This is a genomic window from uncultured Abiotrophia sp. (genome assembly GCF_938010525.1).
Lineage (GTDB): Bacteria > Bacillota > Bacilli > Lactobacillales > Aerococcaceae > Abiotrophia.
In genome coordinates this window covers 27,824-54,251 of record NZ_CALLVK010000012.1, presented here as the reverse complement: position 1 = coordinate 54,251, position 26,428 = coordinate 27,824, and the positions used below count along the sequence as shown (strand labels likewise).

The following is a 26,428-nucleotide window of genomic DNA, read 5'->3' as shown; positions in this document are numbered from 1 at the left end:
TTAGGCACCTCCGGTCAGACGGAGTCGTGGATCAATTAACCCATTGACTATGTCAGAAATTAAAATCATGACCACTAACAAGGTGGAATAGAGAATGGTAACCCCCATAATAGTTGGGAAGTCGTTAACCATAATCGACTTGGTGAATTGTTCACCGATACCTGGAATAGAGAAGATATTTTCCACTACCAGGGAACCTGTCATCAAGCCAGCCGTCATAGGCCCAATAATAGACAGGAGTGGGATGATGGCATTGCGTAAGGCATGTCGCACCACCACATAGAAGCGGCTGAAGCCTTTGGCTCGAGCCAGCTCAATATAATCCGCATTGAGGACTTCAATCATTTCCGTCCGGACAAAGCGGGCCGCATCCGCCATCGGTGACAGGGACAAGGCAATGGTTGGCAGAACGGTTGAGGCAAAGCCATCACGCCAGAAGGCAATCGGGAACCAAGTTAAGACCACGGCAAAGAGAAATTGCAAGACAACGGCGAAGACAAAGCTTGGGACTGAACGGCCCGCAATGGCAAAGACCGAAGTAAAACGGTCAATCCAGGTATTCTGGTAGACTGCCGAAATGACACCTAGGAAAGTCCCCAGTACTGTCCCCAGCAACATAGCCTGTAAGCCCAATTGCATAGAAGGACCCGCCCGGTCAATAATAAGCTGAGAAACAGGCGTATTGTTAAATTGGAAGGACACCCCTAGGTCCCCCTTGAGAATATTGAGCAAGTAACGCCCATATTGAACCCAAATTGGCTGGTCCAAGCCATACTTAGCGTTGAGGGTTTGAATTTGGGCAGCAGTCAACTGATCTTCATTGGAAAATGGCGTCCCTGGCAGGAGTTTCATTAAGAAGAAAGTGACAGTTACAATAATAAAGAGCGTCAAGAGCATGTAGGCTAGGCGCTTGACCATATAACGAATAAAGGCTTTCATAGGTCACATCCTTTGTCCCCTTGATTGGTGTCTTAGGGGTCTAGTATCTCTTATATTATAGCCTATGTGCCCCCTTTGACTCTAGTCACTTGCTCTAAAAAATCAAAATTCCATTTGAATGTTGTCCTTTGGCTTAGGAAGGACCTGCAAAATCCTTATTCTACTAGGCTTTTGTCTTTTTGACAAAGTCAGCAAAAAGACGAACATTCTAGTCACTTCTCCCCTGCCTTTCTTATGACAGCCAAAAAAAAAAGCTGAGACAGAGTCTCAGCTAGAGCCTAGGACTTAGGCTTCTTCATTGCTTACTTCTTCTTTTGGTTCTAAGTCAGCTACTGAAGGACGTACGCGTTCGCCTTGTTTAACAGTGGCAACAGCGCTTAGTTCGTAGGTTAAGTAGATGCCTTCGCAGTCTAAGACAACCAGACGGTTAGCCAAGTCGACTTCTTCAACAACCCCGTGTAAGCCACCGATGGTTACAACAGCATCCCCTTTTTTGAGGGCCTGCAACATTTGTTGCTTCTCTTGAGCTTGGCGTTGTTGTGGGCGAATCATGAAGAAATACATAACCCCCATGATTAAGACAAAGGGTAATACACTAACTAGTAAATCCATTTTGTCACTCCTTATTGTGTTCTATAATCTATACTTTATCAGACTCTGCTATAAATTGCTAGCAGTTTCTAGAAATTACGCGCATTGGCCTTGCTATAACCGTATTCTTCGAAGAAGGCTTGGCGGAAGTCTAAGAGAGAATCATTTTCAATGTGGTAGCGAACTTGCTTCATGAGATTGAGCAAGAAGTGGACGTTATGAATAGAAGCCAGACGTAGGCCGAAAATTTCGTCACACTTAATCAAGTGGCGAATGTAAGCCCGGCTGTAGTGCTTGCAGGTGTAGCAATCGCACTTCTCGTCGATTGGACGGAAGTCGCGGGCATACTGAGCATTCTTGACTACCAGACGTCCTTGGCTAGTCATACAGGTCCCATTGCGGGCAATCCGTGTGGCCAAGACACAGTCAAACATATCCACCCCACGAATGACGCCATCAATCAACGAGTCAGGTGAACCAACCCCCATTAGATAACGCGGCTTGTGCTTAGGCATGACAGGTGTCAAGTAATCCAGGACTTCATTCATCTCTTCCTTAGATTCCCCAACTGACAGCCCTCCGATCGAATAACCAGGGAAGTCCATAGCAATCATATCTTGAGCATGGGCTAGGCGTAAATCCTTGTAGCCTGCCCCTTGTAAAATACCAAAGAGGGCTTGATCCTGTGGACGTTGGTGGGCGCGCAAGCCTCGTTCAGCCCAACGGGTAGTCCGTTCGATTGAACGTTTGACATAGTCATATGACTGGTCAAAAGGTGGACACTCGTCAAAACTCATGATAATGTCGGCACCTAATTGGTTTTCAATGTGAATGGCCTTTTCAGGCGATAGGAAGAGCTTCTCTCCATTAATATGGTTGCGGAAGTGGACCCCTTCCTCAGTGATTTTACGCATGTCGCTGAGGGAGAAGACTTGGAAACCACCTGAGTCAGTCAGAATCCCCTTGTCCCAGTTCATAAATTTATGTAGGCCACCGGCTTCCGCTACCAAGTCTTCACCTGGTCGTAACCAGAGGTGGTAGGTGTTGGCTAGGACAACATCTGCTCCCATCTCTTTGAGTTCTTCAGGCGACAAGCCCTTGATGGTTGCCAAGGTACCGACCGGCATATACATGGGGGTCGGGAAGGATCCGTGCGGGGTATGTAAGATTCCCAGGCGGGCGCCAGTATGTTTTTCTTCTTTGATGAGTTCATACCAGACTGCTGGTTTGGTCATGTCATCGACTCCTTTATCTGTTCAGTGCTCTCCCATTATAGCAAATTTTGCCTGTCAAAACCACCACTTTTGCCGCAGTTGGATTAGACAAAAAGCAGCGAGACCTAGGCCTCGCCGCTCATACTTATTTTGGTTGTTTTAAGACATCGTTCAAGGCTTCCGCAATGGTTGGATGGGTGAAGAGGAAGTCGCGAATTTCAGTGTAAGGCACCTTGGTCTTGATAGCTAATGCCAAGAAGTTAATGACTTCTGGTGACATAACCCCATAGTGAGTCGCACCTAAAATAGTTTGATCTACCTTGTTGACAATGATCTTGAAGCTACCGCGGTCATTGCCGATGACTTTGGCTTTAGGCACAGCCGCCATTGGTAAGCCGAAGACTAAGACCTCATGGCCTGCTTCCACCGCTTGCGCTTCTGTCAAGCCCACATGTGATAATGGCGTTTGGAGGAAGACGGTGTAAGGAATAAGATTACGGTCAGACACCTTGCGAGACTTGTCGCCCCAGAGTTGATCTTTGACAATGCGGAAATCATCTAGAGATACATAGGTAAATTGTGGGCCACCTTTGACATCACCTAAAGCGTAAACGCCAGGAACAGCTGTTTCTAAGTGTTCATTGACTACCACCGCTCCTTGAGCATCCAATTCAATATCGGTATTTTCTAAGCCTAATTGCGCGGTATTTGGACGGCGACCAGCCGCCACCAGGATGGCATCCGCTTCTAGACGTTGACTTTTCCCTTGGTAGTTATAGGTCACAGTCCCACCGTCAAAGGCCAAATCTTGAATGCCTAAGTAGAAGGTCAAACCAGCAGCTTCCATATCTGCCTTAATTTGAGCGGCAATTTCTGGTTCTTCACGTGGCATGAAGCGGTCAAAAATATCCAAGACGGTCACTTGAGAACCGAAGGTCCGGAACATATCGGCCATTTCCAAACCGATATAACCTGCTCCTACCACAACTAAGCGTTTTGGCAATTTTTGTAAATCCAAAGCTTCTGTTGAAGTTAAGACAAAATCATTGCCTTCCAAGCCAGGAATAGCTGGTAATGAAGTCTTAGCCCCAGTATTAATGAAGATGCGGTCCCCTGTTACTTGACGGGTTTGACCGTCAGTTAAGGTGACTTCAAGGCTGCGGTTGCCGGTAAAGCGAGCCCAACCAGTCCAAACTTCGGCACTCGCTTCATCTGCAATCATGTGATAGTTTTTGTCATTTAAGGCAGCAATTAACTTAGCCTTGCGAGCAGCCGCTGCTTCGAAGTCTAAGCCTTGTCCTGCTGATTCAATCAAGGTCTTAGATGGAATACAGCCGATGTTGATACAGGTCCCCCCGTACATCTTAGGAGAAGCTTCAATTAAGAGTACTTGTTCTTGACGACCAGCCAAGGTTTTCGCTAGGGTTTTACCCCCTTTACCAAAGCCAATCACGATATTTTGATAATGTTGTGTCATGTTAATCCCTCATTTCATTCTTGCTATAATCCTAGTTTAGCTCGCTTGCCAGAAAAAAACAATTAGGTACTTTTTGGTAACTAGTGGCCCCCAATCAAATCCGCCCGTTGGATCGCCGTAGCCCCCGGCAAAAGACTGCTGGCGCGGACTAAACTGCCATAGCCATAACGTTCTCTGACGGCATCTACCACGCGTTCGGCCCTTTCTTCTTGGGCGGACTGTTCCGGGTCTTGGAAGAGAGAGAGCTGGGTTGGGCCAGCTGCCTGCAGGTGGCTGACGGTCAGATGCAGGCTCTTAACAGGTAGGCGGAAATAGTGACGCTTGAGCAAGGTCTGGCTGTGAGCCATGAGCTGCTTGCTACTAGAGGTCAATTCAAAGGTCATTTGGCCACCCGAGCGCTTGGGGATGATGTCCTTGCCATAGCCCAGGCCCAAGCCTAGACAAGATGTCATTCGCCCTTCTCGTCGCAGGCGGCTAGCTAGGTTATCCGCCATTTCTCGGACCACCAAGGCGACTTGCTTATAGTCCAGATAGTCCCTTTCCAAAATCTGGGAAGCACTATAGACCTGGCTCTGAGGACTATAAGCCTCACGTATGACACTGGCATCTAAACCATTGGCGTGATAATAGAGTTCTGCCCCCTTGACCCCAAAGCGGGCCTTGAGTTTGCCCAAATCAGCATGAGCCAAATCCCTTACTGTATAAATACCCATGGCCTCTAGCGCCGTCTGAGTGCGACGGCCAATCCCCCAGAAATCACTGAGCTTTTCAATCTTCCAGACAGTCTCTGGAATCCTAGCGTAGGACCAATAAGCTAGATAAGGCGGCCGGTACTTGGCCACATTATCCAGACAGAGCTTGGCCAGTAGTAGATTGTCCCCTATGCCCACACAGGTCGGCAGACCATAGCGCTTGTAAATATCATGCTGAATCTGCCAGGCAATTTGATAGCTAGAGCCAAAGAGCGCATGACTGCGCCCCACATCCAGGAAAGCCTCGTCAATCGAATAAACATGCAAATCCTCCCAAGCCACATACTGGAGGAAGATTCGGTTGATATCATGGTTACGCTGAACATAAAGATTCATACGCGCCGGCGCCAAGACGATATCCGAATCCCGCTTAGGTAAATCATAAACCCGACTGCCGGTTCCGATGCCGTATTCTGCCTTCATACGAGGACTGCTGGCCAGGACCAGGCCCCCTTTGAGATGGGGCCTGGAGACAACGCAAAGCTTGGCCGTCAGCGGGTCCAGCCCCCTTTCTACGCATTCAATACTGGCGAAAAAAGACTTGCAGTCAATGCAGAGAATATCCTGTTTGGGGAAGAGGTCAGGGTCGCGCTCAAGCATGGTCCCACCACTTGGTCGGCTCATAGACTTGGACGTGGCGGATGGTCTCGTATTCAACCGGTGAGTTGTCGATTAAGACAAACTGATCCGCCCGTCCAATGACCTGCCCCATATAGTAAGCATGGCGCTCTGCTACCTGTACATTGAGGGTCACCTTAACCCTCAGTCTTTCTTGAAAAGCCCGCTGGAGCTGGGCATCAATTTCGGACTCAGTCATGACCTCTGGCGCCTGATAAGTCGCCAAAACCTCCTCTCGATTAGCCAGAACACTGGCCTTCAAATGAGGGCTGGAGAAAAAAGGCTGCCACTTCTTCATGCCGCGGTCATGATAATTTGTATTCATTGCCATTGTATTCACCTCATCTTAAGTATACGAACGTATGTTCGTTTTGTCAATGGACTTGCACCCTTTGAAATAGAAAAAGCCTCTTCCCTAAATCACGGGAAGAGGCTTCTCTCTTCTTTATAATGTCGCCAATTTGGCTGCAATAGCTTGTCCTAAAGCTTGATGATTTTCCTCGTCCATGTGAACGAAGTCGATATTGGAAGGTTGGGCCACGGTTTTAGCATCTAAGAAGGCCACGCCGTATTGGTCACAAATTCTTTCCAAGATATTGGCTAGATATTCTGACTGCATAATGCCATACTCATCAATGTCCTGGTAGAGAAATTCGGGATGATTCATAAGGCCACGCCCCACCACAATAGGTGATACCACCAAAATTTTGGGTGGAACCTGATGGGCCCAGTTGGCAGGATTCTGAATGTATTTAATCATTTCCCCAATACCTAAGGCAATCTGATTGGCGCATTTACCAAAATGGCGCTTGAACTCATTGGTCCCCAACATGATGACCACCTGATCCAGCGGAGCATGGGATTGCATGACCATTGGCAAGGCCGTCATGCCATGTCGCTCAGGGTTCTTATGGTCAGGGCTATTGACCGTTCGGCCATTGAGGCCTTCTTCGATCACTTCATCCTCTGGTCGCAAAGCTGCCAAGACACGGGTCCAGCGCTTGGGATGGCGACTGGCATTAAGGGGATTGAGGCCCCAAGTATTGCTGTCACCAAAACAAAGAATCCGCATGCTAGTCGCCTACTTTCCTTTGGCGGTCTTAACTTTACCTGTCCACTCAGTCATACCACCCTTAAGGATATAAATGTCGTTATAGCCATTGCGTTTGAGACGGAAAGCCGCACGTTGGGCGGTCCCAAAAGCCTCGTCTACTAGGTAAATAGCTTGGTCCTTACGGATTTCCTTGAAGCGCATCTTGAATTGAGAACTTGGGATATTACGCGCCCCTAAGATATGACGAGCCTCAAACTCAGCCGCTTCACGAACATCGATCAATTGCCCCTTACGCCCTGCTGCAATCAGGTCTTCTTGCTTAATGGCTTTGGCCGCATAGCGCCCCATGCCCCACAAGATCCCATAATAGAGGGTGTAAATCACAATAATACTTAATAAAACAACGGTAATAAAATTCAGAATTTGCATGCTTCTACTCCTAGTCCTTATTTAGGGCAAGACGTACTAATTGGGCTGCCCCGATGACCCCAGCATCGTTCCCTAATTCAGCCAAGACAAGCTGGGTGGTGTCTTTAATTGGCGGGAAGACATATTGATTGAAAAATACCTGGATTTTGTCCAAAAGGAAGGTTCCGGCTGCGGATACCCCGCCACCCACCACAATCTTAGAAGGGTTGAGGGTATTGGCCACATGAGAGCATGCCAAGCCTAAGTAGCGCGCGAACATATCCACAATGTGGTTAGCGAAGAAGTCGCCTTCCTTAGCCGCATCAAAAATCAATTTAGAAGAAAGTTCATCACCATTATCAACGGCTGCCTTAATTGGTGAGTCACCGGCATATTCTTCGGCAAACTTACGGGCTAGGTTGACAATACCAGTGGCTGAAGCGACTGTCTCCAAGCAACCTGGCTTACCGCAGGTACATGGAATTGGGTCCGTCGTTTCGACCGTGATATGGCCCACTTCCCCAGCTGCTCCGTTGGCACCGCGCACCATTTGGCCACCAGAGACGATACCGCCCCCAACACCTGTTCCCAAGGTAAACATGACCACATTGGCTTCGCCATTGCCGGCCCCTTTCCACTGTTCCCCTAAGGCTGCCACGTTGGCATCATTATCAAGGAAGAAAGGCATATCCAGGGCTGCTTCAAAAGCATCTTTCAGGCGCTGTAAGGTCCGCCAGTTAAGGTTGAAAGCCCCAATTACCGTCCCCGCTTCTGCATCCACCTTACCTGGTGAGCCCATGCCAATCCCTAAGAAGTCATCTTTGGTAAGGCCATAACGTTCCATATGTTCTTGAATGGACTGGATAATGGAAGGCACGATGTGCTTGCCATCCTCTAGGATGTTGGTCCCAATGGTCCATTTTTCCTGAATTTCCCCTTCTGAGGAAATAATCGCAAACTTGACGGATGTACCGCCCAAATCAATACCTAAAATTTTCTTTGACATAAATCTCACTCCTAGCGATAGATAAGGCTATTATTGAATCTAACAATTCCAAAATAAATCAGGCCGGCGCTGATAGCCAGAATGACTAGCAGAACCAAGAGGCGATGCCACCAAGTACGGCGGAAAGAATGTGGCAGCTGCAAGACATAAGTCAAGCCTACCCCATAGAAGGCGCCACCCAAGTGGCCAAAAAAGTCAATGCCTGGTGACAGGAAGGAAAAGACTAAGTTAATCACGATTAAGGCCGCATAGTTCTGGGCTCTTGCACTCAGACTGTAAGAGTCTGGATAGAGATAAGATAAGGCCAAATAACTTGCAAAGAGTCCAAAAACAGCCCCACTAGCCCCAATCGAGACACTATTATAATTAGAAAAGGTAAAGGAGACAATGTTGCCGCCAATCCCCGCCCCTAAACTTAGCAGTAAGAAGCGCCATTTGCCCATCAGAGGCTCTAATTCTTGACCTAAGAAATAGAAAGACACACTATTCAATGCGATATGTTGCAAGTCAGCGTGCAAGAAAACAGCCGTTATTAGCCGCCACCATTCATTCTGAAGCACAATCCTAATATTATATTTAGCTCCCAGTAGAATCAAGGCTCGATACCAGTCTATTCCAGTTCGGGTTAAGCCATAGGTCCCAATAAACATGGCGACACACACTAGTAAAAAGAGGTAAGTCACCCAAGGGCCACGTTGAATTCGGCGCCAGGTTCGTTTGATTTCCATAATACCCTCCGTCCTCTAAATCGTTCCCAATTATTATACCTTATTTTTGGCTTTTCGCCTAGGGCTGATTCAATGAGCGCGCTAACAATAAACGCCCTACTGGCTGGTCATGACCCTCCGCTTGCCAAGCCATCTGTTCATAATATTGACAAGGCAAGACCAGACTCAGCGTTGGCGTCTCAATCTGAGCCAAGAGGCGATCATAGTAGCCGCCACCAAAGCCAATCCGCTGGCCATCCTCCCGGAAGGCTAGGCCTGGCACAAGCAAAAGATCTAAGCTAGCCATAGCCACTGCTGGCTCCGCCTGACTAGGTTGGTAGATGCCACGGAAAACTTGTTCTAAGCTCTCTTGCCCACGATATAGACAGAAATCCAAGCCTCGCTTAGGCATCATGCGCGGCAGGAAAACTTGATAGCCTAAGTCTACCAAAGGATCTAGCCACTGGGCCGTTGGCACTTCTTCTCCTACACCATAATAAAGCCCGATGCGCTGGTGGCCTTCTTCCACCAATAAAGCCAAAAATTGTTGCCATAAATCATCCGTTAACTGCTGGCGACTAGAAGCAGGCATGGACTTGAGGGCTGCTAGGGTGGCTTGCCTTAGGCTAGCCTTTAAATCTGTTACGTTAGTCATAAATGGCCTCCTTATTTTAAGCGTACTTCAAAGACATAGGGATAGTACTTACCCGTCACATAGAAGCGGTCCCCTTCTATATGGGCGATACCATTGAGCACATCAGGCTTACCCCCAGGTGTCGTCTGAGCTTCTAGTTTATGCTCCTTAATCAGTGACGTAAAGTCATACTGGCTCTCAATGACGCCCGTCTCAGGGTCCAACTTTACAATAAAGGGACTCTGCCAAATATTGCCATAGAGCTTGCCGTCGACCAATTCTAATTCATTAAGCCATTTAATGGGCTTGCCTTGGTCCGTCACCGTTACCTCTCGCTTGAGCTCAAAGTTTTTAGCATCCCGTTCCTGTAACTTAGTGGAGCCATTGGTCATCCAGAGACTGTCGCGACTGGCATCATAGGCCAGGCCCCAACCTTCCCCCTCATAGTGGAAGGTTTCCAAAATGGCCAGGGTCTTAGGGTCCCGTTTATAGGCTAGGCCTTCTTTGTAGGTAATCTGCCAGACAGCATCCGGTGTCTGCGTTAGCCCTTCACCAAAGACTTGGCGCTCTAGTCGATCCTTAACTTCTAGCTGGCCTGTCTCTAAATTCAAGATACCTACAACGGAATCCCCATACTGGCCTGTTGACATGATTAATTGGCCTTCAGGGCTTAATTCCAAGCCTTGGGTAAACCAGCGGTCATCCCGCTCATATTGTGCTAGCACTTCGTAGTCAGCCTGGGGGGCTGCCTGCACTAGCTGATTAGATGCACCTAGACAAATTAGGGCCAACAGCCCCAAAACTAGAGGGTATTTTTTCATCTCACTCACTTCCTCACTTGAGTTTCGCTCCATGACTTGATATGATGATAGTATCATATATTGAGTGAAGGAGCCACTTATGCTATATAATTTCTTATTAACTTTTATCCGCTTCATCTTCCGCCTAATCAATGGCCGTGAAATCGTGCAAGGCTTGGAAAATCTTCCTAAAGATCAGCCCTACATTATTGCCGCAACCCACCGGTCTTTGACTGACCCCTTGTTTGTTGCCTTCGAGACCTATCCTCATCAAATCGCCTTTATGGCCAAGGAAAGTCTCTTCAAGTTCAAGCCACTGGGCTGGCTCTTCCGTAAGGTCAACGTCTTCCCCGTCAATCGCGACAAACCATCAACTAGCACCATCAAGCACGCAGTTAAGATTATGAATGAAGATGGCAAGATTCTAGGGATCTTCCCTTCCGGCTCTCGTCATACCACTGAGATTAAGGGCGGGACAGCCTTCATCCAAAAGCTCAGCAAACAAGCCATCGTACCTTGTGCCATCCAACCACCTATTGGTTTCAAGCAATTCTTCTTGCGTCGTCGCTGTAAAATCGCCTTTGGTGCCCCAATTCCTTACCAAGAAGGCGTCAAGTACGACAAGGACAAGTTAGCTCAAATTGATGCCCAACTGGCTGAAGAATTCGCCAAATTAGACCATCAACTAGATCCTAACTATCACTACCAACCACGCAAAAAATAAGCTCATCCACTCCCATTATATCATATATGATATAATGGGAGTTTTTTACCCAAAAGACCCTGACAGTTAGAGCGACTTCCAACTGCCAGGGTCTTTACTTATTTCATTCATCATTCTAAGCCTTCAAAGAGAAAATCTATAGGCTTAGGATTCTTAGCGGTACTGTAGTAGCGGCCGAAAAAGAGAATAGCATGGTGAGCCTGAGCCCAATCTTCCTTAGGGATAATTTCCATCAAGGCTTCTTCTACCTCCAAAGGTGTGGCATTGGCTGGTACAAAACCTAAACGTTTGGCTACCCGATCCACATGGGTATCTACCGCCAAGGCTGGAATGCCAAATCCTACGGCCAAGACTACATTAGCAGTCTTACGACCAACCCCTGCCAAGTCCATGAGCTCCTTGCGCGTTCTAGGCACTTCCCCACCATAGCGCTGCATCAACTGCTCGCAGCATTGATAGATAAACTTGGCCTTATTGCGATACAGACCAATGGTTTGGATATAGGGCTCTATTTCCTTAGGCGAAGCCTGCAAGAAGGCTTCCGGTGTGGGAAAGCGTTCAAACAAGGCCGGTGTCACCTTATTGACCGAGACGTCAGTCGCTTGAGCACTCAACATGACCGCAATCAATAATTGAAAAACATTGTCATGGATGAGTTCGCAGTGGGCATCCGGATATAGGGCTTGGATTCTCTTAACAATCACCCTGGCTTTATCCAAGGGCATGGTAATCTTGGCTGACATGACGTTTCCTCCTGATAGTCTAGCAAATTCCCTTCTATTATAGCTCAGGCATCAATCGCAGCCAAGCGACTTGCTTAATCCTATTGGGCAGGAAAAAGAATCGTCCGACCTGTCTGGGCGTCATAGCCTGGCATGGCCAAACGCAGGGCATCCTTGCCGGTCATAGGGTCCACAATGCCTAGGCTGTATTGATAATGCCCTGCCCGAGAGCTTTCTTGGGCCGAGAGATTTAAGTCAAGGCTGACCTTCTCTTGGCGCCCTGGCACTAGCTTGGACAAGGTCAATGGCACTTCAATCTTTTTGATTTCTTTTCCCTGATCATCTTGAAGGTATAGGTATACCGGCCAGTCATAGTAGAAAGGCGCAGCTCCCTTATTTTCAAAAGTTAAGATCATAGTCAGCTCTTGCCCCTTTTGCTCTAGCTGGGCCTGGGAGACATAGATTTGATAACCTAGTTGACTGAGAATTTGCTTATAGGCTGCCTGACCTAAATCAGCTTTGGGCGCCTTTGACCCAATAAAAGTCATATGTGAGGCTTTGACATGCTTCAAGACTTCCTGGAGTCGTGACCCCATCAGGTCTTCCATGGAATGGGCGCTGGTCATTTCGCCGCCGATGGCAACCGTCTTCCAAGCCTGTGGCATGGCAAGCAAGCTCTTGTTTTGAGTCTGGTCGTAAACTCCACCGGCTTGAATCCACTCCAACCACTGGCTAGTATTGATTTCTTCTCCAACCATGTCATTATAGAGTCCTAATTGATAGGTCTGACCCCATTTGAAAGGCCGTCGCATGAGAATCTGAGTCTTAGGAAAGGCCGTGCGCCAAGGTGCGACGTAACGTTCCAGAATATCTTCAGACGGCAACCTTTTGAGGCCCTTTTCATAGTTGACATGCCACTCGCCCCAGTGACCGACACTGCCTAGCTCAATGAAGGAGACAAAGCCATCCTGTCCCCAACGCTGACCCATAGCAGCCACCGCCTTGTCATGGGCTTTAATCAGGGCTTCTTGACTATAGTCTGGCGAAAAGCCTTGGCCATAATCTGTGTGATACCAGTCACCAGCCCCCTTGATCTCTTGGTAGAGCCAATCCGGAATATCCTGATGACGGTCTTGGCCAGGTAAATCAAGCACAAAGCGCAAAACCAGATGCTTGCCTTCTTTGCGCCAACGGTCAAACTGATTAGCCTTCTCAATGGCTTCAAAATTATATTTCCCCTCTTGGGGTTCCAATTCTTTCCAAGTCACGTCAACGTAAAGAAGTTGAATATCCGAATCTACCTGGGACTTTTCAGCCTGGAGGGCATAGCCCATAAGCGGATTGCCTGATTCAGGTTCCTGCCAGTCAAAGCTAGCCTCACGCAAAACTTGGTCTTGAGCATTCACTCGATTGGGCTGGATTAGACTGACTGTAAGTAAACATGCTAAAACCAACCAGCTAAAGTAATATTGACGCATCTTTCCCCTCCTGGACGACTACTATTCATCTGTTAGCCATGATACTCGCCATTGTATTGAATTAAGGTTACATCATCCACTGACTCAAGGGCTTGGATTTTCTCCATAAAGAGGAAGTCGTTTTGTGACTTACAGAAGACCTCGATAGCAGCTTCGATACTGCCATCTTTGCGCATGGTGCGAGACTTGATGAAGAACTTCATCTTGCCAAAGGCTTGCACAATGGCATCCCCAGTTTCCAGACCTTTATAGTGAATAACCGCAATGTAGACCTTACCCGTCTCCTGACGGAAATAGAAGACCACAATCATCAAAATCACAATCAAGGCTGCACAGACCGACAGCACAAACATACCAGCCCCTAGCGTAATGCCCGAGGTAATAGCCCAAAAGAGATAGAGCAAGTCCATGGGGTCCTTAACCGCCGTCCGATAACGCACGATGGACAGGGCCCCGACCATCCCTAAGGAAATGACCACGTTGGTCGAAATGGCCAAAGTCACCATACAAGTCAGCACCGTCATCCCAACCAGTGTCACCGCGAAGCTACGCGAGAAGACCACGCCAGTATAAAAACGACGATAGACAAAATAGATAATGCAGCCCATAACAAAGGCTAGCAAGAGCGAGCCAATCAGCTTGGGCAAATTTTCAGCAGCAAAGCGCTGAGTTTCTATAAATGAACGTTTAATAACGTCTTGAACGCTAGTATTCATTCAAAACTCCTCCTTCATCGACCACATTAGAAATGCTCATGGTCGAACCAATAATTGAAGCCATGTTTATAGGCTGTCTTTTCATAGCAGAGCACATATTTAGAGACTGCCGTATATTCCAAGGCTCCAGTCGGCACCAACTGACGCACGATTTGTGGCATAAGTTCCGTATATTTGACTTCTAAAATCAACTTGTCAGGTGGTAAGACTGGCAAACAAGGCAACTTAGCATCAAAAATATCGAAGGAACCGACCGCTGCTCGAACATCTGTGTCAAAGGTTACCCGCACCGTCCCAGCATCTAGAATCCAAGGCTCTCGTTCGTAGTCCACAATGACGCGCGGGCGCATCATATTGGTCACACATTCGATATAGAACTCACGCGCCAGAGAATGCGGGCTGTGCTTAAGAAAATCATAGTTACCCAGCAAGATATCCTCTACCTGAGCCCGCGTCAGAGGCGCACTCTCCTTGTAGATATAAGCGCCGAATTTCTTCTTGCGTTCAAGCCGAATATAGTGGTCCTGAAAGTTGTAAATACGAATCCGGTACTTCTTCCGCATCAGAACCCCTGCGTCTTTTTCTTCATAGGCAGATTGCCAGTAATCATCAAAATAGAGACTCCGAATGGTATAGCCGCCACCCTTGACATGCTTGTCTAGGGCCAAAACAGTTGACAGGCGACGCCGCAAGTTGTCTTGATCGTGATAGGAAATCAGATACTTATTCTCATGCCGATAAGGTTCTCCTGGCGCTTGACTGTCTTCTTTCCAAGTTAAGCTTTGCGACTTGCCCCACAAGGTGTTTAATAGCTTATTCTTCATAAACATCCTCACTAATCTTCCCATTTGACTGAATGAAGAAGCTCTTAACGCCGAAATGTTTACCGACTTCCGTGACATAGTAGTCGAAGGCATGGCGTGTCTCGCCAGCTTCATTAGTAGCCGTCACACGGGCAAAATAGTGCCCTTTTTCCGGCATATCTAGGACCGTTTCAGGCAAAGTAATACCTTCCTCCATGTGGATGATTTCTTTAAACTCGAAATCCTTAGCAACCTCCACCTTATAGGTAATCTTTTGCCCATTCAAATCATAAGCCGCGTCCCATCGAACCTTGAGTTTGCCATTCTCGTCCTTCTCAGGTATCCCGATAAAGAATGGCATAGGCTTCTTGAGGCTATCTAGATAGTCCTGATAATTGCTCTCAATTTCCTTAGGAATAGCTGCAGCTACTTCATCATATTGACTAGGAGTCAACCCCAAGTGCGTGCTATCCGGCTCTTTGGTAACATAGGGTTTGACGGTTTCTTGGTACTTAGCCACTTCTTGGCTTAGATACTCTGGACTTAGCTTGCCCTTCAAATCTTGAATGGCATCATCTAGCTCCTGACGGAAAGTAGCCGACTTGAGCGCACGTTGGAAGAGACGATTCCCCCAATAGTTGCTGATGCCAGACTCCCAGGAAGTTTTTCCCGCAAATTTCTCAATTTCGTATTCTTTCTTGAAGAAGGCCGAGTCGTGGTCCCAAGGGATAAAATACCAACGCTGACTGTTCTGCGGGCTGTAGAGATAGACATTTCGACTCTGCGTATCTGTGTTGCCAATGAGAATTTGAAAAGCCAGCCAGTAGGTCAAATTTTCTCGGTCAAAGTAAGTATCTAAGGTCTGATCAATGGGCCGATCCAAATCATTCACTGCCTGAAGCATCTCAATTAGCTTATGATGGTCACGATCTCCCTTAATTTCTAAGAGTTTCTCGAATGCAACTCGATCAAAATCGGGATCGTCTTCTAGCTTAATGGCATCTTCATATAGTAGGAATTCAAAGAAATTAACCTTATAGAGTTGAGCATTACTATCAAGACCATGAGCCTTAAGGCCACTACCATTGAGTTGTTCGACTTGAGTATAGAGACCATAATCCACGAATTTATCAGGCTCTGAGCCGTTTTCATCCTTGACATAGAGATGAACAAATTGTGTACGTAAGCCAATTAATTGAGGAATGCCCCGAATTAAGTCATAGGCTAATTTGTTACGGAAGCGTAGCCCATCTGTCTGGTGCTTGTTGAGGTTGATTGTTCGCTGACCCTGCCAGCTCCCCTTATTCCTTTTGAGCTTAATCTTATAGTTTTTCTGTTGATTACGACTAGAAGTCTGGCCCCGGACCTGAACAGTGGCATTAGGCACTGTCTCACTGTAGCCTAATTCCCCAGCTAAGGGACCTGTATCGTCACCTGCTTGCAAGAGGGCAGCCACTTGGTAACGAGGAAGACCCCATTTCTCATAATCATAAACGGAGTAGGTATTAATTTCTTCCCAAGTATGGTTGGTATTCTCCGCTGCATCTCCCGATTTAATCGTTAGGTAGAGCGTTTTGACTGATTGAGGATCTTCTTGGTAAAGCAACTCTTTATCACGCAAGTGATAATTGTTTTCGGCAAATTCAACCGTCTTTTCTTGATTAGATAGCGACTGGTTACTGGCCTCCTCTTGCCCGCATGCTGCTATAAAGCATGAGGTTACAAGGCATAAAATCAGTAACCTTCCTTTAGGTATTTTTAGAGGCACGAGACCCCACCCCTTTCAGATAGTCGTAAAGCCGACTGAAGAAACCATGGTGCACCACAAGTGTCATAGGTTGTGCACTCAGTGTATAGTACATTAATTTCTTGGTGAAGCGATCTAGGCGCCATAAGGCAATTAGGAAGAAAATTGCAGCAGCCACCAAAAAACCAAATCCTAGAAAGGCACGATTAAAGTACTGCGATACAAACGTTAAAAGTGGCGATGCAATTGCGAAGCTAGCTGCAGCAATCAAAGCACCCTTATAATCCGTAAAGTATAACAAAATAGACAAGATAACGTTGGCAATGGCATAAATTCCGTAGCCTACGCATAAAATACGGAAATAACCTCGCATGAGGTCATTAATTCCCAAGGGTAAGACATCTAGGAGTGCATTTCCTGCTGATATAGCTAGAATGGTAACAAAAAGCTGCTTCCAAGCCAGTGCTATCAGTTCACGCATCATGACTGTCAACATCTCTTCTTCTGCTTCTTTAATGTCGGCCAAGGTCCCCTTCTCGTTAAATAAGCCATAGTAACGCTTATACTTAGGATAGAAATGTACCTCAGTCGCCAAGGCAAAATTAATCGTTGTCACCAGTATGGTCAAAAAGGCTAACAGAACCGGCACATCATAGACTTGAGAAGCAAAGAATAGCCCCCTTACTGGACTTCCCCATGGCCCTAACCAGACCACAAGAATATGCCCAAAAATTCCGATATGCAGGCAGAAGCCAATTAAGGCCAAATCAAAGAACTTATCAATCCATTTCAAAAAGAAAAAAGACTCATCTAGCATTCCTAGATCTAAAGGAAAATATCGTGCCAAGAGATAAACAATCCCCAAAAACATAAGGCCATAACCTACACAGACGCTAAATAATAGAGAGGTCAAAACTGGCAACTTAAATGATAGGAGGCACCATCCTACTAAAAAGGTTACAAGACTAGCCGTTAAAAAGGCTAGTAAAATTGCCTTGTAGTCCTTCAAGGCAGTCAAATATTGAACCCCATTCCAGACAAAAATCAACTCCATGAACAAGGTGAGATTAAGAACTAATTGCACGACTGTCACACCTGACAGGATTAAGAATGGCCCATATAATAAGACGCCTAAGCCAATCATCGTTGCAGAAGATCCCAAAAAAGAAGGTAAAAGATAGGCTTCCTTTTCCTCATATAACATATCAGAAGCGAAGCGAGTCACCGCGTAAGAGAAAAAAGAATTCACTGTCAAAGACGACAAAATAGCATAGGTAATCATACTAGTCAAATAATTACTATCCGCACGATTAAGCCCCACACGATTTGCTAGGTAGGAAATCCCAAAGATTAAAGTCCCACCTAGTATCATAGGACCGGCATAGATTACGCCAGTATAGCCATATGCCTTTGCCCGAGAGAAGAGACCCTTTTGGTTAAAGACTTTCCTTAATTCAAATCCAATCCCTGCCATTAGACCTCCACCTCCTCGTACATAGCTAGATACCCCTTGAGCATCCGATCATATTGATAATAACGCTCGACACGTGCTCGACCGATGGCCCCCATCTTTAATTGTCCTTCTTGGGACCGGCACATGAGTTCCATCGCATCGGCTAATCCTTTTTGGTAAGTAGGAGGAACACAATAACCAGCTAAGCCCAAATCATCGCCTGGGCCACCCTCCAATAATTCCCGGCAACATCCCACATCGGTCGTGACACAAGGACGGCCTGAGGCTAATGACTCCAAGACAGATAAAGGCTGGGCCTCCGAGATACTTGTCAGAATCGTAAAATCGAGATTTTCCATATAAGTTACAATATCTACCCGGCCAGTGAAGATAACATTATCCAACTGCATTTGCTTAACTAGGTCATAGCATTCTTGAGCATATTCTTCATCGTCCACGCCCCCCATAATATGGAGACGAACATTATCAAGACGGTTACTTAATTCGTAGAAGGCATAGAGCATGGTCTTAATATCCTTGATAGGAGCCAAACGCACGACTGCTCCGATATCTACTCGTCCATCTGGAATTTTGGCCGGTACAGAAGAAAAGCGTTGGAAATCAATCCCATTTTCTACCACCCGACAACGGTCTGGATTGCAACCTATCTCAATTTGGGTTAGACGAGCCTTGGTGAAAAGGCTAGATATAATTTGAGCCCGGCTATAAATAATGTCCGACAGCATATAGAAAAACTTAATCCAATGGTCCTTCATACTTGGCAAGACCCAGTTAGAGCGAATAATCTCCTCTTCTCGCTCACGGGTATAGATGCCATGCTCTGTTAATAGAATAGGTCGATCATAACGATATTGCCCTAATAGCGCTAGAATACCACTATAACCTGTCGAAATAGCATGATAGACATCTGCCTGTGGTACTTCTTGACCTAAGAGATAGAAAACTGGTAAGAGCATAGACCGAATGGTGTGGAATACTTCTGCAAAGGCATTATAGGCATACTGCTCCTGACACATATCCACCATCATCTCCAGAAAACTCTCACTTTGCAAGAAATCAACTGGATTCAGATGCTTATCTTGATAGAGTCGGCATAAAACCTCCCAGTCTGGACGCCCAGTTTCCATAAGTTTTCTGAGAGCGTCTAACTCTTCTTTGCTGAAACGGTAATCAAAGAGTCGCTTACTTGGCACTAATTGTAAGGCATCATCTAAGAAAACTTCATGCACTTCAACCACATTATCTAACATTTGGTAGACGAATTGGCCTTTTTCCTTAGCCTTAGCCCCGATGACCCAGAGGACAAATTCGTGTTGAGGCATATTTTGGATGTATTGATGCATCCAAGTTGAGACCCCACCATGGACATAAGGATAGCTTCCTTCTAAAATCAAACAAATTCTCATCCTTATTCCTCACTCCAGTCCATGGTTACTTTGGCCTGCCTTGCTTTCAGCAGATAGAGGTTCCCTGTTAAGTGCGTCAAAGTACCACCATTTACATGACTTCCCACTTGGCCTTCATTGATACGTACAAAGAGGTAAACCTCATCATAGAAATGGTCAAATGTCCATTCTATTCCTGTGGCTGTGTTTTTTTGCTTAGGAACTAAGGCCGAATACCGTTGTATAGCACCTGATAGCTGGGAGCCTGTCAAATCTCTTAAATCAGGTGCAGCCGCCTTGAGCCAACTAATGTAGTGCTCTAGGTTACTTTTAAGCACAGCCCAACCCAACTCAGCCCCACGGTCCACATCTAAGGTATCATCCGGATGGATAAAGTGACTGTTGACAAAATGCATGTTCAGTTCAGAGAATGCAGCCAACTGCATAAAATCGTCTAGCATCCCACCCGAAATAATCCGTGGCTGCTCTACCATGCCATCTGACGCCCACTCAAATTCTTGGTCATAGGCGAAATCACCAGGGAAATAGTTACTAGCTATCGTTTTAATTTCTGGAATTTCCTCCACCAATACCTTGCGCCCTTCCGCCGATAGAACATTGGAAGGTGGTACATAGACTGACTTCTCTACATTAGGAAAAAGCTCTTCGTTAAAACGTACTAACTCTTTCATTGCTGATACCATAGCCGATTCTTCCCAGGTATTATAAGAATATACACCTTTATAGTCCAGAGACTTAGGAGATAAAGGCTGGTGATTATAACCATGGTAGCCAATTTCTCCACCTGATCTTAGGAGCATATTACCAAAATAAACGAAACGAGAAATATCATCTTGGCCGTGAACATTCCCTGATGTGTCATCTTCATAGTTCTCAATGGTTGCTCCGGTATATTTAATCCCATACTTATCGACAGCATATCTACCCACCAAATATTGGTATAGAAATCAGCAACATTTAGGTTATAGTCCCGTTTAACATACTTGCCATCACCACTTGGAACTGGCGCAGGGAAATCATCTAAGTAGAAGACCGAACCATTAATAACAGGATAACTGGCCACCTTACCCATAAGGTTATAGGAAGCTGCATAGAGTCCTCGAGTTACCTTGTTATAGATACCAAAATTATCGATGACAAACTTGCCCTTGCCATAGGCATGTTCCCAAATTAAAGGCAAGACACCAGGACCTTCCTTACGACTAACGTGAACCTTGGCCTTTTCAGATAAGTCAACTTTGAGTGCAGAATCAAATGGTTCTTCGATAATATACTCACGTCCCCCACCAATCATGAAGTCCGGTTCGATATAGAGCTTGTCTACAAGACCATGCTCAGCTTGTGATTGTTTAATCCCCAAAGCTTGCTCGATTAGAGACAGATGACTGGATTTTTGAAGTGTTAGGGCAAATTGAACATAGCCCCCCGACTCAACCCAATCACGTAGGGCAATTAATTCTTGGTCTAAATCATCAAGTTGCGAAACAAGCATTACAACCTTCTCGTAACTCTTGACATCAGGAAAAGATTCCTTGGCTATATCAATTAAATTATAGCCAACTTTCATATCCTTAAAAATTTGTTGAAACTGTTCTTTAGCCAGCATACTCGATGGGTCACGACTGTCCGTTACCACAAGGGTATTGACTGGCACTTGTGACTGAGCCTGATCAGCAGTCACTACTGCTCCTGTAAGATAGGTATAGGCTTGTTCTGGTATTTGATAGCCTATCCCTTGCCGCTCAATAAATAAGGCTAGAGCTAATCCCAGAAAACCAATAAATACTAAAAAAATCCCCCTATACCGAAATTGTTTCCATCCTTTCATAGTGTCCCCCTACTACACTTGTTGCCGCCAAAAATGAATTACCTGACGATTATGGCGTGAAAAATATACACGACAAGTGTCAATATCTTGAAAAAATTGTTGTAAGCCTAATCGATCGCCTTGAGCGACTAAGGCTTGAAATTGAAACATGCGGTAAGACTCATCTGTTGGCCAATTAATCTGGCAGTATTCTAGAACTTGCCGCACGCGTTGTTCTTCCCCTAAAGCTAAGTACTGCTTCCCCAAACGGATATAGTCGTTAAGCTCGTGACTAAGTGCCACCTTACGTCGTAATAAATCAATATACTGATATCGAGAACTCTCAGCAAATTTGCCAGCTACTAAACCAGACATCAAATAATCCTCTAAAACTAAACAAAGTTCTTCCAAAATGGCAAGATTATCAGGTTGCTTAGCTAATTCTTCTTTAAGTTGATGCACTTTGAGGTCATAGTCTTTGTGTAATTCCGCTAACATAACAGTTGCGTAATGGACCACTTCAACATCCTCATTCATTCGTGCTTCTTGTAACAAGGCCACTACATTGCTTGGTTGGTCTTTAAGCATACTCATCATCAATTCGCGTTTAGTAATCGAATCATTGAGTAATAATGCCTCTTCAATCGGTACCCACTGCCTGACATCTTCAGACGCTCGAAGATCAACGAAGTCTGCCTCCTCGACTTCTGCTTCTAACACTTGGTCCTCTAGTTCTAAAACATCCTCTTGACCTATTTCTATTTCCTGACTTCTTGATTGCTTAGACATCAACCAATAGGCAATGGCTACCGCCACAGGCCCCAAATAGGGAAGTATGAAAATGGGTATCCACAAAATAGGATTGATTGAAACTTTACGAGCAAGCATCTGCCGATAGAGAAGATAGGCAAAAATTATATGCCCTAGCAATAATACAAGCAGTACCAAAGTCGGTAGCATGGATTTATCCCCCTTATTTTATTGGTTATTAGTGATTTCCAATGCATGCTGGAGTGACATTTCAATTAAACCAAAAATAACACGAAGTTGATTATATTGCGCCACATCCATGGGGTCTAGTTGACGCTCTAACAAACCAATTACAATAACGAGCTGGTCCTGATAACGTAATCCCGCCACGTAATGTGGCAAACTAGGATCAAGTTGCCGATTCAACCAAAGTTCACCTGCCATCAAAGGCTCAGCTAATGGGCCTAAAGGTCCCTCTAAGAGAGGACTTGCCAGTGCTTGACTAAGATTAGGAACAGGAGCTAGCTGGTTAGTCCCTGATACCTGATAGAAGACCAAGGCCAATGGGTCTACTAATTCAACCAAGAGCTCTTGAGCCACTTTAAGAACTCCTTCAGGCGTTGACTGGTTCAGTCGTTCTACCCAATTGTATAGGCGTCCATAGGAATCACGACAGCCCATAATTTGCTTTTTCAACATGGCCTTATCAAGTAGCATATCACGATAGAGTTGCCGAATTAGATGACTTTTATCGCGTAGCAGCTGGTTCTCTCGCGATAAAACGGCTTTATCATGCAAGGTTTCAGCCCGTAAACGCCCAACCATTGCACCAGTTACTAGGTAGACAACAAAAGGAACCCAGTTAAGTGGGTCATAGAAGAGCGTAATCCAGTTGTTCCCAGAGGTCACATAAATATAGAGCAGAGCCAAAATCGATAAACCAGCCGATAAGAGCCCCATCCCAATTCCTCCAGTCATAGCCATGATGACAATATAGAGCAAGCGAACGTCAACCGCTCGGAATTGTTGCTGATTTCTTAAGATAAGAGAGACGAGTTCTGATAATAGGAAGAGAAGAAATACTTCAATAATCCGAACTAGGCTTGGGTGTAACCCCATCCAGCTCTTCAAGTCTTGCCACCATCCGAGCAAAGATGATTTTCCTTGACCAAGGTAACGCTCTTTTAAGATGGCTTGCCAATCCTCTAAAGGATTAAATTGAGGAAACCATCCATAACGTGTTCGAAGCGAAGCACTCATAGAATCGGTCTGCTCTACTTGTTGAAGCTGTCCTTTAGTAAAACTAAGGGAAGCATCTGGTTGAAGCTGATACATGGTAAGAGCCAAATCTTGATATGTCAGTTTAAAACTATTAGGTACAATCAATAGCTCTGACTCATCTGTCCAATCGTCCAAGACTTTATAAAGCAAGCGACCTAAATCATCCATCTGTAAGAAGAAAAAGTCACTGTCACGGTTCTCCTTGAAACGCACTGCTTTTCCAGCCGCCCACTGACTGAATATCTGATCGATATAAGGCGGTAAGGTCTGATCTGAATAGAGATATGGTAATCGAATTACCTTGATTGACATGCCATGCTCTTTTCCTTCATAGAGGCAAAGTTGCTCGTAGCTTTGTGCCAGTTGTGTTTCTAACTGTTGATTTTGATAGCCTGACTGCGGTCCAGACAAATAGCAAAAGCGACTGATGCGATAGCTCTGACAAGCCGTAAGGAGTTGCTGAAGAGCCTCCCCTTCGCCAACTTCCTGTGACCGAAGCGTAAGAAAATTAGAAAAGAAAACCACTTGGTTAATCTCATACATTTCGCAAACCTCTTCTAAGGCCCAGTCCCTTTGCTCCATGGATAAGACCGTTACACCTTGCCGATAAGATGTCTTCAAGTCGCAGGGTCCAAGAATAATCACACGCCCTTCCGGAAAAGCTTCTTGGATAAATTCTCGCGTCAGGTAACTTGTATTCCCTGTAACAAGTATATTCATAGTTACTGTTTACCCCCAATTATATTTCTTGCCTAGTAAAAGTAGTTTGCCCTCATTTTTAATGCCCTAGAAAATGCCTAATAATTTAAGATAGAAATAGAAATGAAATTTCTGAAGTTGCCAAGGAATTTCAAAATAAAAACTCCAAATTAGTATATATAACCCTTTTTTCCACTACTCCCCTAAGATTGGCACTATTATAACACTGTACAAATTTAGGTCAAAGGTTATCTCATTTTGCTAGAATGCCGTTACCAAATCGTAATGATTCTGTAACATAAGTCGGTGATTTTTTGGTCTTTCCCTCACAATTTCCGACCTGGCCCCTTTTTTCTCCAAAATTAAAATAAATCCTATTTAGTATATTTTGACAAAAACTTTGGTCAAGTATAAATAGACAAAATTCTCCAATACTTGTCTATTTAGATAAAATTATAGCGCGCTTATATAAGACAATAATTTGATGAGAGCACTTAAATCTCTTTAATCTTCTTAATAAGTGAGAATTCTAAATTAAAACTATCCTTTACAAGATACTAGGCTATCTATCCAAGGCCTTCATGACCTTTAAATCAAGACAAATTCTTCTAGTATTTTCCGTCAACTACCCTAAGTATTCACAAGAACTTTTAAAGGCAGCTAAAAGATAGAATCACAAATATTTTGAAGATACATTGATAATACTGATAATGTTTGTTCAATCACCTACCTAAAACAATAATGACACACTATAAATTCACAAACTTTTCCTTATATACAAAAAAAGAACCCCAATCGTCCAAAGACGATTGATGGTTCTTTTCATGTTTCGGTATGTTAGCGCCCGCGTTCCTTAATACGTGCAGCCTTACCAGACAAGGCACGGATGTAGTAGAGCTTAGCACGACGTACGCGACCTTTACGAACAACTTCGATTTTAGCAACACGTGGAGTGTGTACTGGGAAAGTACGTTCAACCCCTACACCGTTCGAAATTTTACGAACTGTGTAAGTTTCGCTGATGCCAGCACCGCGACGCTTGATTACTAACCCTTCGAAGATTTGGATACGTTCGCGTGAACCTTCGACAACCTTAGCGTGTACACGTACAGTGTCACCAGGGCGGAACTCAGGAATATCGCTACGTAATTGAGCTGAGGTAATTTTTTCAATCACTTTACTCATGTTTTTTTCTCCTCTCGACTAACACTCATAACTAGCCCTAGGGCGTAGCCAGCGGAATATTGTGATATCTGCGGTTTTTCACCACTTCTAGTATTATACCAAACTCTACCTATTTGTAAAGCCTAATTGACATTTTTTTCGGTCTGAATTTCAGCTAACCACTTGCGTTCTTCTTTGGACAAATCGGCCTGTTCGAGTAGATCTGGTCGGCGTTCTAAAGTCCGGCGGATAGCTTCCTTGCCCTGCCACTGGCGAATCTTATCATGATGGCCACTGAAGAGTACCTCTGGCACCTCCATACCACGAAAATCTCGTGGGCGGGTATACTGAGGATGCTCTAGGAGTGAACGTTGATGGGATTCGCCCACAATGGACTCCGCATTGCCTAAGACTTCAGGAATCAAGCGCACAGTGGCATCGATCATAATCATGGCCGGCAATTCGCCATTGGTTAAGACATAATCTCCCAGTGAAACTTCATCCGTTACAAAAGACCTCACCCGCTCGTCAAAGCCTTCATAGTGGCCACAAATAAAGACCAACTGCTCTGCTTGAGACCATTCCTGCGCCAAACTCTGACTAAATGGCACCCCGGTTGGATCCATCAGGATAATGCGGGCATTTTCCTTGGGCGCGATATGTTCTAGCATGTGAACAATGGGATCCACCCGCAGTAACATGCCTGCCCCACCACCAAAGGGATAATCATCCACATGGCCATGCTTATTAACCGCAAAGTCCCGGAAGTTATGGGTCTGGAAGTCAATCAGCCCCTTGGCTTGAGCTTGCCCCATCAGAGAATGATGCATGGGCTCAAACATCTCAGGGAAGAGGGTCAAGACATCAAGCTTCATCGTCAATCAGCCCTTCCATTAGTTCAATCTTAACCTGTCCGGCTTCCAGGTCAACAGTTTTGACCACATCGCCAATAAAAGGAATCAAGGCGTCTTTGGCCTTAGGAATATTGCGTTGAACCACAAAGACATCATTGGAACCTAGCTGAAGAATTTCCTTAATCTTCCCAAGGGTCTTGCCTTCTAGGGTGACAACCTCCAAGCCCAAGAGCTGATGATGGTAGTAGCTGTCCTCTTCTAGCTCCTCCTGCTCACTCTCATCAATGGCTAGCCAACAGCCCTTGAAGCCTTCAACCTGGTTAATATTGTCGTAACCAACAAAACTAATGAGCCAAGTCCCCTTATGGATAGCGGCCTTAGCGACTTGAACACTAGCTAGCGGTTGGGAATTCAAATCCTTGAGAATATAGAGGGTCTTGCCACTTGCAAAGCGCTCCTCTGGAAAGTCAGTATCGGCAATTAATTTGAGTTGCCCCCGAATCCCGAAGGTATTCACAATACGGGCTACACGATAATAAGTCATACTTGTCCTCCTTTTATGCCTAATAAAAATCAGGCCTACCCTTTCAGTATACCATGAAA

The 26,428-nt window shown here is 45.4% G+C and carries 25 protein-coding genes and 1 pseudogene; 1 reads left to right on the top strand and 25 read right to left on the bottom strand.

Annotated features, from left to right (window positions below):
• The 12 genes from opp3b to Q0339_RS02280 all read right to left on the bottom strand — a co-directional run bounded on the left by opp3b (nt 1) and on the right by Q0339_RS02280 (nt 10,221).
• Complete coding sequence (gene opp3b / locus Q0339_RS02335; RefSeq protein WP_298077174.1) at nt 1-939, bottom strand: oligopeptide ABC transporter permease; 939 nt, start codon at nt 937-939, stop codon at nt 1-3.
• A gap of 285 nt (nt 940-1,224) precedes the next feature.
• Nucleotides 1,225-1,551 (bottom strand): preprotein translocase subunit YajC, encoded by a 327-nt coding sequence (gene yajC / locus Q0339_RS02330; RefSeq protein ID WP_298077173.1) that lies wholly within the window; start codon nt 1,549-1,551, stop codon nt 1,225-1,227.
• Nucleotides 1,552-1,619: 68 nt separating this feature from the next.
• The gene (gene tgt, locus Q0339_RS02325; RefSeq protein WP_023390711.1) at nt 1,620-2,765 is read right to left on the bottom strand and encodes a tRNA guanosine(34) transglycosylase Tgt; all 1,146 of its coding nucleotides are present in this window, start codon (nt 2,763-2,765) and stop codon (nt 1,620-1,622) included.
• A gap of 124 nt (nt 2,766-2,889) precedes the next feature.
• Nucleotides 2,890-4,221, bottom strand: coding sequence for an FAD-dependent oxidoreductase (locus Q0339_RS02320; protein ID WP_298077172.1), 1,332 nt, complete (start codon nt 4,219-4,221; stop codon nt 2,890-2,892).
• Nucleotides 4,222-4,301: 80 nt separating this feature from the next.
• The gene (locus Q0339_RS02315; RefSeq protein WP_298077171.1) at nt 4,302-5,597 is read right to left on the bottom strand and encodes an excinuclease ABC subunit A; all 1,296 of its coding nucleotides are present in this window, start codon (nt 5,595-5,597) and stop codon (nt 4,302-4,304) included.
• Complete coding sequence (locus Q0339_RS02310) at nt 5,566-5,922, bottom strand: hypothetical protein (protein WP_023390714.1); 357 nt, start codon at nt 5,920-5,922, stop codon at nt 5,566-5,568. Before Q0339_RS02310 ends, Q0339_RS02315 begins: the two co-directional genes overlap by 32 nt.
• A gap of 114 nt (nt 5,923-6,036) precedes the next feature.
• Entirely contained in the window at nt 6,037-6,663 is a 627-nt protein-coding gene (locus Q0339_RS02305) for an SGNH/GDSL hydrolase family protein (RefSeq protein WP_298077169.1), read from the bottom strand.
• A 9-nt stretch (nt 6,664-6,672) separates the two neighbouring features.
• Entirely contained in the window at nt 6,673-7,074 is a 402-nt protein-coding gene (locus tag Q0339_RS02300; RefSeq protein ID WP_070755516.1) for a rhodanese-like domain-containing protein, read from the bottom strand.
• Between the two features lie 10 nt (nt 7,075-7,084).
• Nucleotides 7,085-8,059, bottom strand: a complete 975-nt coding sequence (locus Q0339_RS02295) for an ROK family glucokinase (RefSeq protein WP_298077167.1) — start codon at nt 8,057-8,059, stop codon at nt 7,085-7,087.
• An 11-nt stretch (nt 8,060-8,070) separates the two neighbouring features.
• Nucleotides 8,071-8,787: a rhomboid family intramembrane serine protease gene (locus Q0339_RS02290; protein WP_298077165.1), complete on the bottom strand. Its 717-nt coding sequence runs from the start codon at nt 8,785-8,787 to the stop codon at nt 8,071-8,073.
• A gap of 58 nt (nt 8,788-8,845) precedes the next feature.
• Nucleotides 8,846-9,421: a 5-formyltetrahydrofolate cyclo-ligase gene (locus Q0339_RS02285; RefSeq protein ID WP_298077163.1), complete on the bottom strand. Its 576-nt coding sequence runs from the start codon at nt 9,419-9,421 to the stop codon at nt 8,846-8,848.
• 11 nt (nt 9,422-9,432) lie between these two features.
• A complete protein-coding gene (locus Q0339_RS02280; protein ID WP_298077162.1) occupies nt 9,433-10,221 on the bottom strand; it encodes a glutaminyl-peptide cyclotransferase in 789 nt (262 codons plus the stop codon).
• A 79-nt stretch (nt 10,222-10,300) separates the two neighbouring features.
• Between Q0339_RS02280 and Q0339_RS02275 the strand changes: the two genes are divergently transcribed.
• On the top strand, nt 10,301-10,924 hold the full coding sequence (locus Q0339_RS02275) for a lysophospholipid acyltransferase family protein (protein ID WP_298077161.1): 624 nt from the start codon (nt 10,301-10,303) through the stop codon (nt 10,922-10,924).
• A 110-nt stretch (nt 10,925-11,034) separates the two neighbouring features.
• Here the strand turns inward: Q0339_RS02275 and nth are convergent, their stop codons facing one another.
• The 13 genes and pseudogenes from nth to rimM form a co-directional block, all read right to left on the bottom strand.
• Nucleotides 11,035-11,667: an endonuclease III gene (gene nth / locus Q0339_RS02270; RefSeq protein ID WP_023390722.1), complete on the bottom strand. Its 633-nt coding sequence runs from the start codon at nt 11,665-11,667 to the stop codon at nt 11,035-11,037.
• A gap of 80 nt (nt 11,668-11,747) precedes the next feature.
• Nucleotides 11,748-13,124 (bottom strand): DUF4832 domain-containing protein, encoded by a 1,377-nt coding sequence (locus tag Q0339_RS02265; RefSeq protein WP_298077160.1) that lies wholly within the window; start codon nt 13,122-13,124, stop codon nt 11,748-11,750.
• Between the two features lie 32 nt (nt 13,125-13,156).
• Nucleotides 13,157-13,840 carry a DUF4956 domain-containing protein gene (locus Q0339_RS02260; protein ID WP_298077159.1) on the bottom strand — a complete coding sequence of 228 codons (684 nt, stop codon included), beginning with the start codon at nt 13,838-13,840 and terminating at the stop codon, nt 13,157-13,159.
• A gap of 26 nt (nt 13,841-13,866) precedes the next feature.
• Nucleotides 13,867-14,664, bottom strand: coding sequence for a polyphosphate polymerase domain-containing protein (locus tag Q0339_RS02255; RefSeq protein ID WP_298077158.1), 798 nt, complete (start codon nt 14,662-14,664; stop codon nt 13,867-13,869).
• A complete protein-coding gene (locus Q0339_RS02250) occupies nt 14,654-16,264 on the bottom strand; it encodes a CotH kinase family protein (protein WP_298077157.1) in 1,611 nt (536 codons plus the stop codon). The genes Q0339_RS02255 and Q0339_RS02250 overlap by 11 nt, the downstream gene beginning before the upstream one ends.
• A gap of 127 nt (nt 16,265-16,391) precedes the next feature.
• The gene (gene pelG / locus Q0339_RS02245) at nt 16,392-17,864 is read right to left on the bottom strand and encodes an exopolysaccharide Pel transporter PelG (RefSeq protein ID WP_298077156.1); all 1,473 of its coding nucleotides are present in this window, start codon (nt 17,862-17,864) and stop codon (nt 16,392-16,394) included.
• Nucleotides 17,864-19,270: a GT4 family glycosyltransferase PelF gene (gene pelF, locus Q0339_RS02240; protein ID WP_298077154.1), complete on the bottom strand. Its 1,407-nt coding sequence runs from the start codon at nt 19,268-19,270 to the stop codon at nt 17,864-17,866. Before pelF ends, pelG begins: the two co-directional genes overlap by 1 nt.
• A gap of 2 nt (nt 19,271-19,272) precedes the next feature.
• Nucleotides 19,273-21,098, bottom strand: a pseudogene (locus Q0339_RS02235) (DUF2194 domain-containing protein).
• A gap of 12 nt (nt 21,099-21,110) precedes the next feature.
• On the bottom strand, nt 21,111-21,866 hold the full coding sequence (locus Q0339_RS02230; protein WP_298077153.1) for a hypothetical protein: 756 nt from the start codon (nt 21,864-21,866) through the stop codon (nt 21,111-21,113).
• A 189-nt stretch (nt 21,867-22,055) separates the two neighbouring features.
• Nucleotides 22,056-23,828: a DUF4118 domain-containing protein gene (locus tag Q0339_RS02225; RefSeq protein ID WP_298077152.1), complete on the bottom strand. Its 1,773-nt coding sequence runs from the start codon at nt 23,826-23,828 to the stop codon at nt 22,056-22,058.
• Between the two features lie 816 nt (nt 23,829-24,644).
• Entirely contained in the window at nt 24,645-24,992 is a 348-nt protein-coding gene (gene rplS / locus Q0339_RS02220; RefSeq protein ID WP_023390732.1) for a 50S ribosomal protein L19, read from the bottom strand.
• Between the two features lie 122 nt (nt 24,993-25,114).
• The gene (gene trmD / locus Q0339_RS02215; protein WP_298077182.1) at nt 25,115-25,846 is read right to left on the bottom strand and encodes a tRNA (guanosine(37)-N1)-methyltransferase TrmD; all 732 of its coding nucleotides are present in this window, start codon (nt 25,844-25,846) and stop codon (nt 25,115-25,117) included.
• Nucleotides 25,836-26,369 (bottom strand): ribosome maturation factor RimM, encoded by a 534-nt coding sequence (gene rimM, locus Q0339_RS02210; RefSeq protein WP_298077151.1) that lies wholly within the window; start codon nt 26,367-26,369, stop codon nt 25,836-25,838. The genes trmD and rimM overlap by 11 nt, the downstream gene beginning before the upstream one ends.
• Between the last annotated feature and the right edge of the window lie 59 nt (nt 26,370-26,428).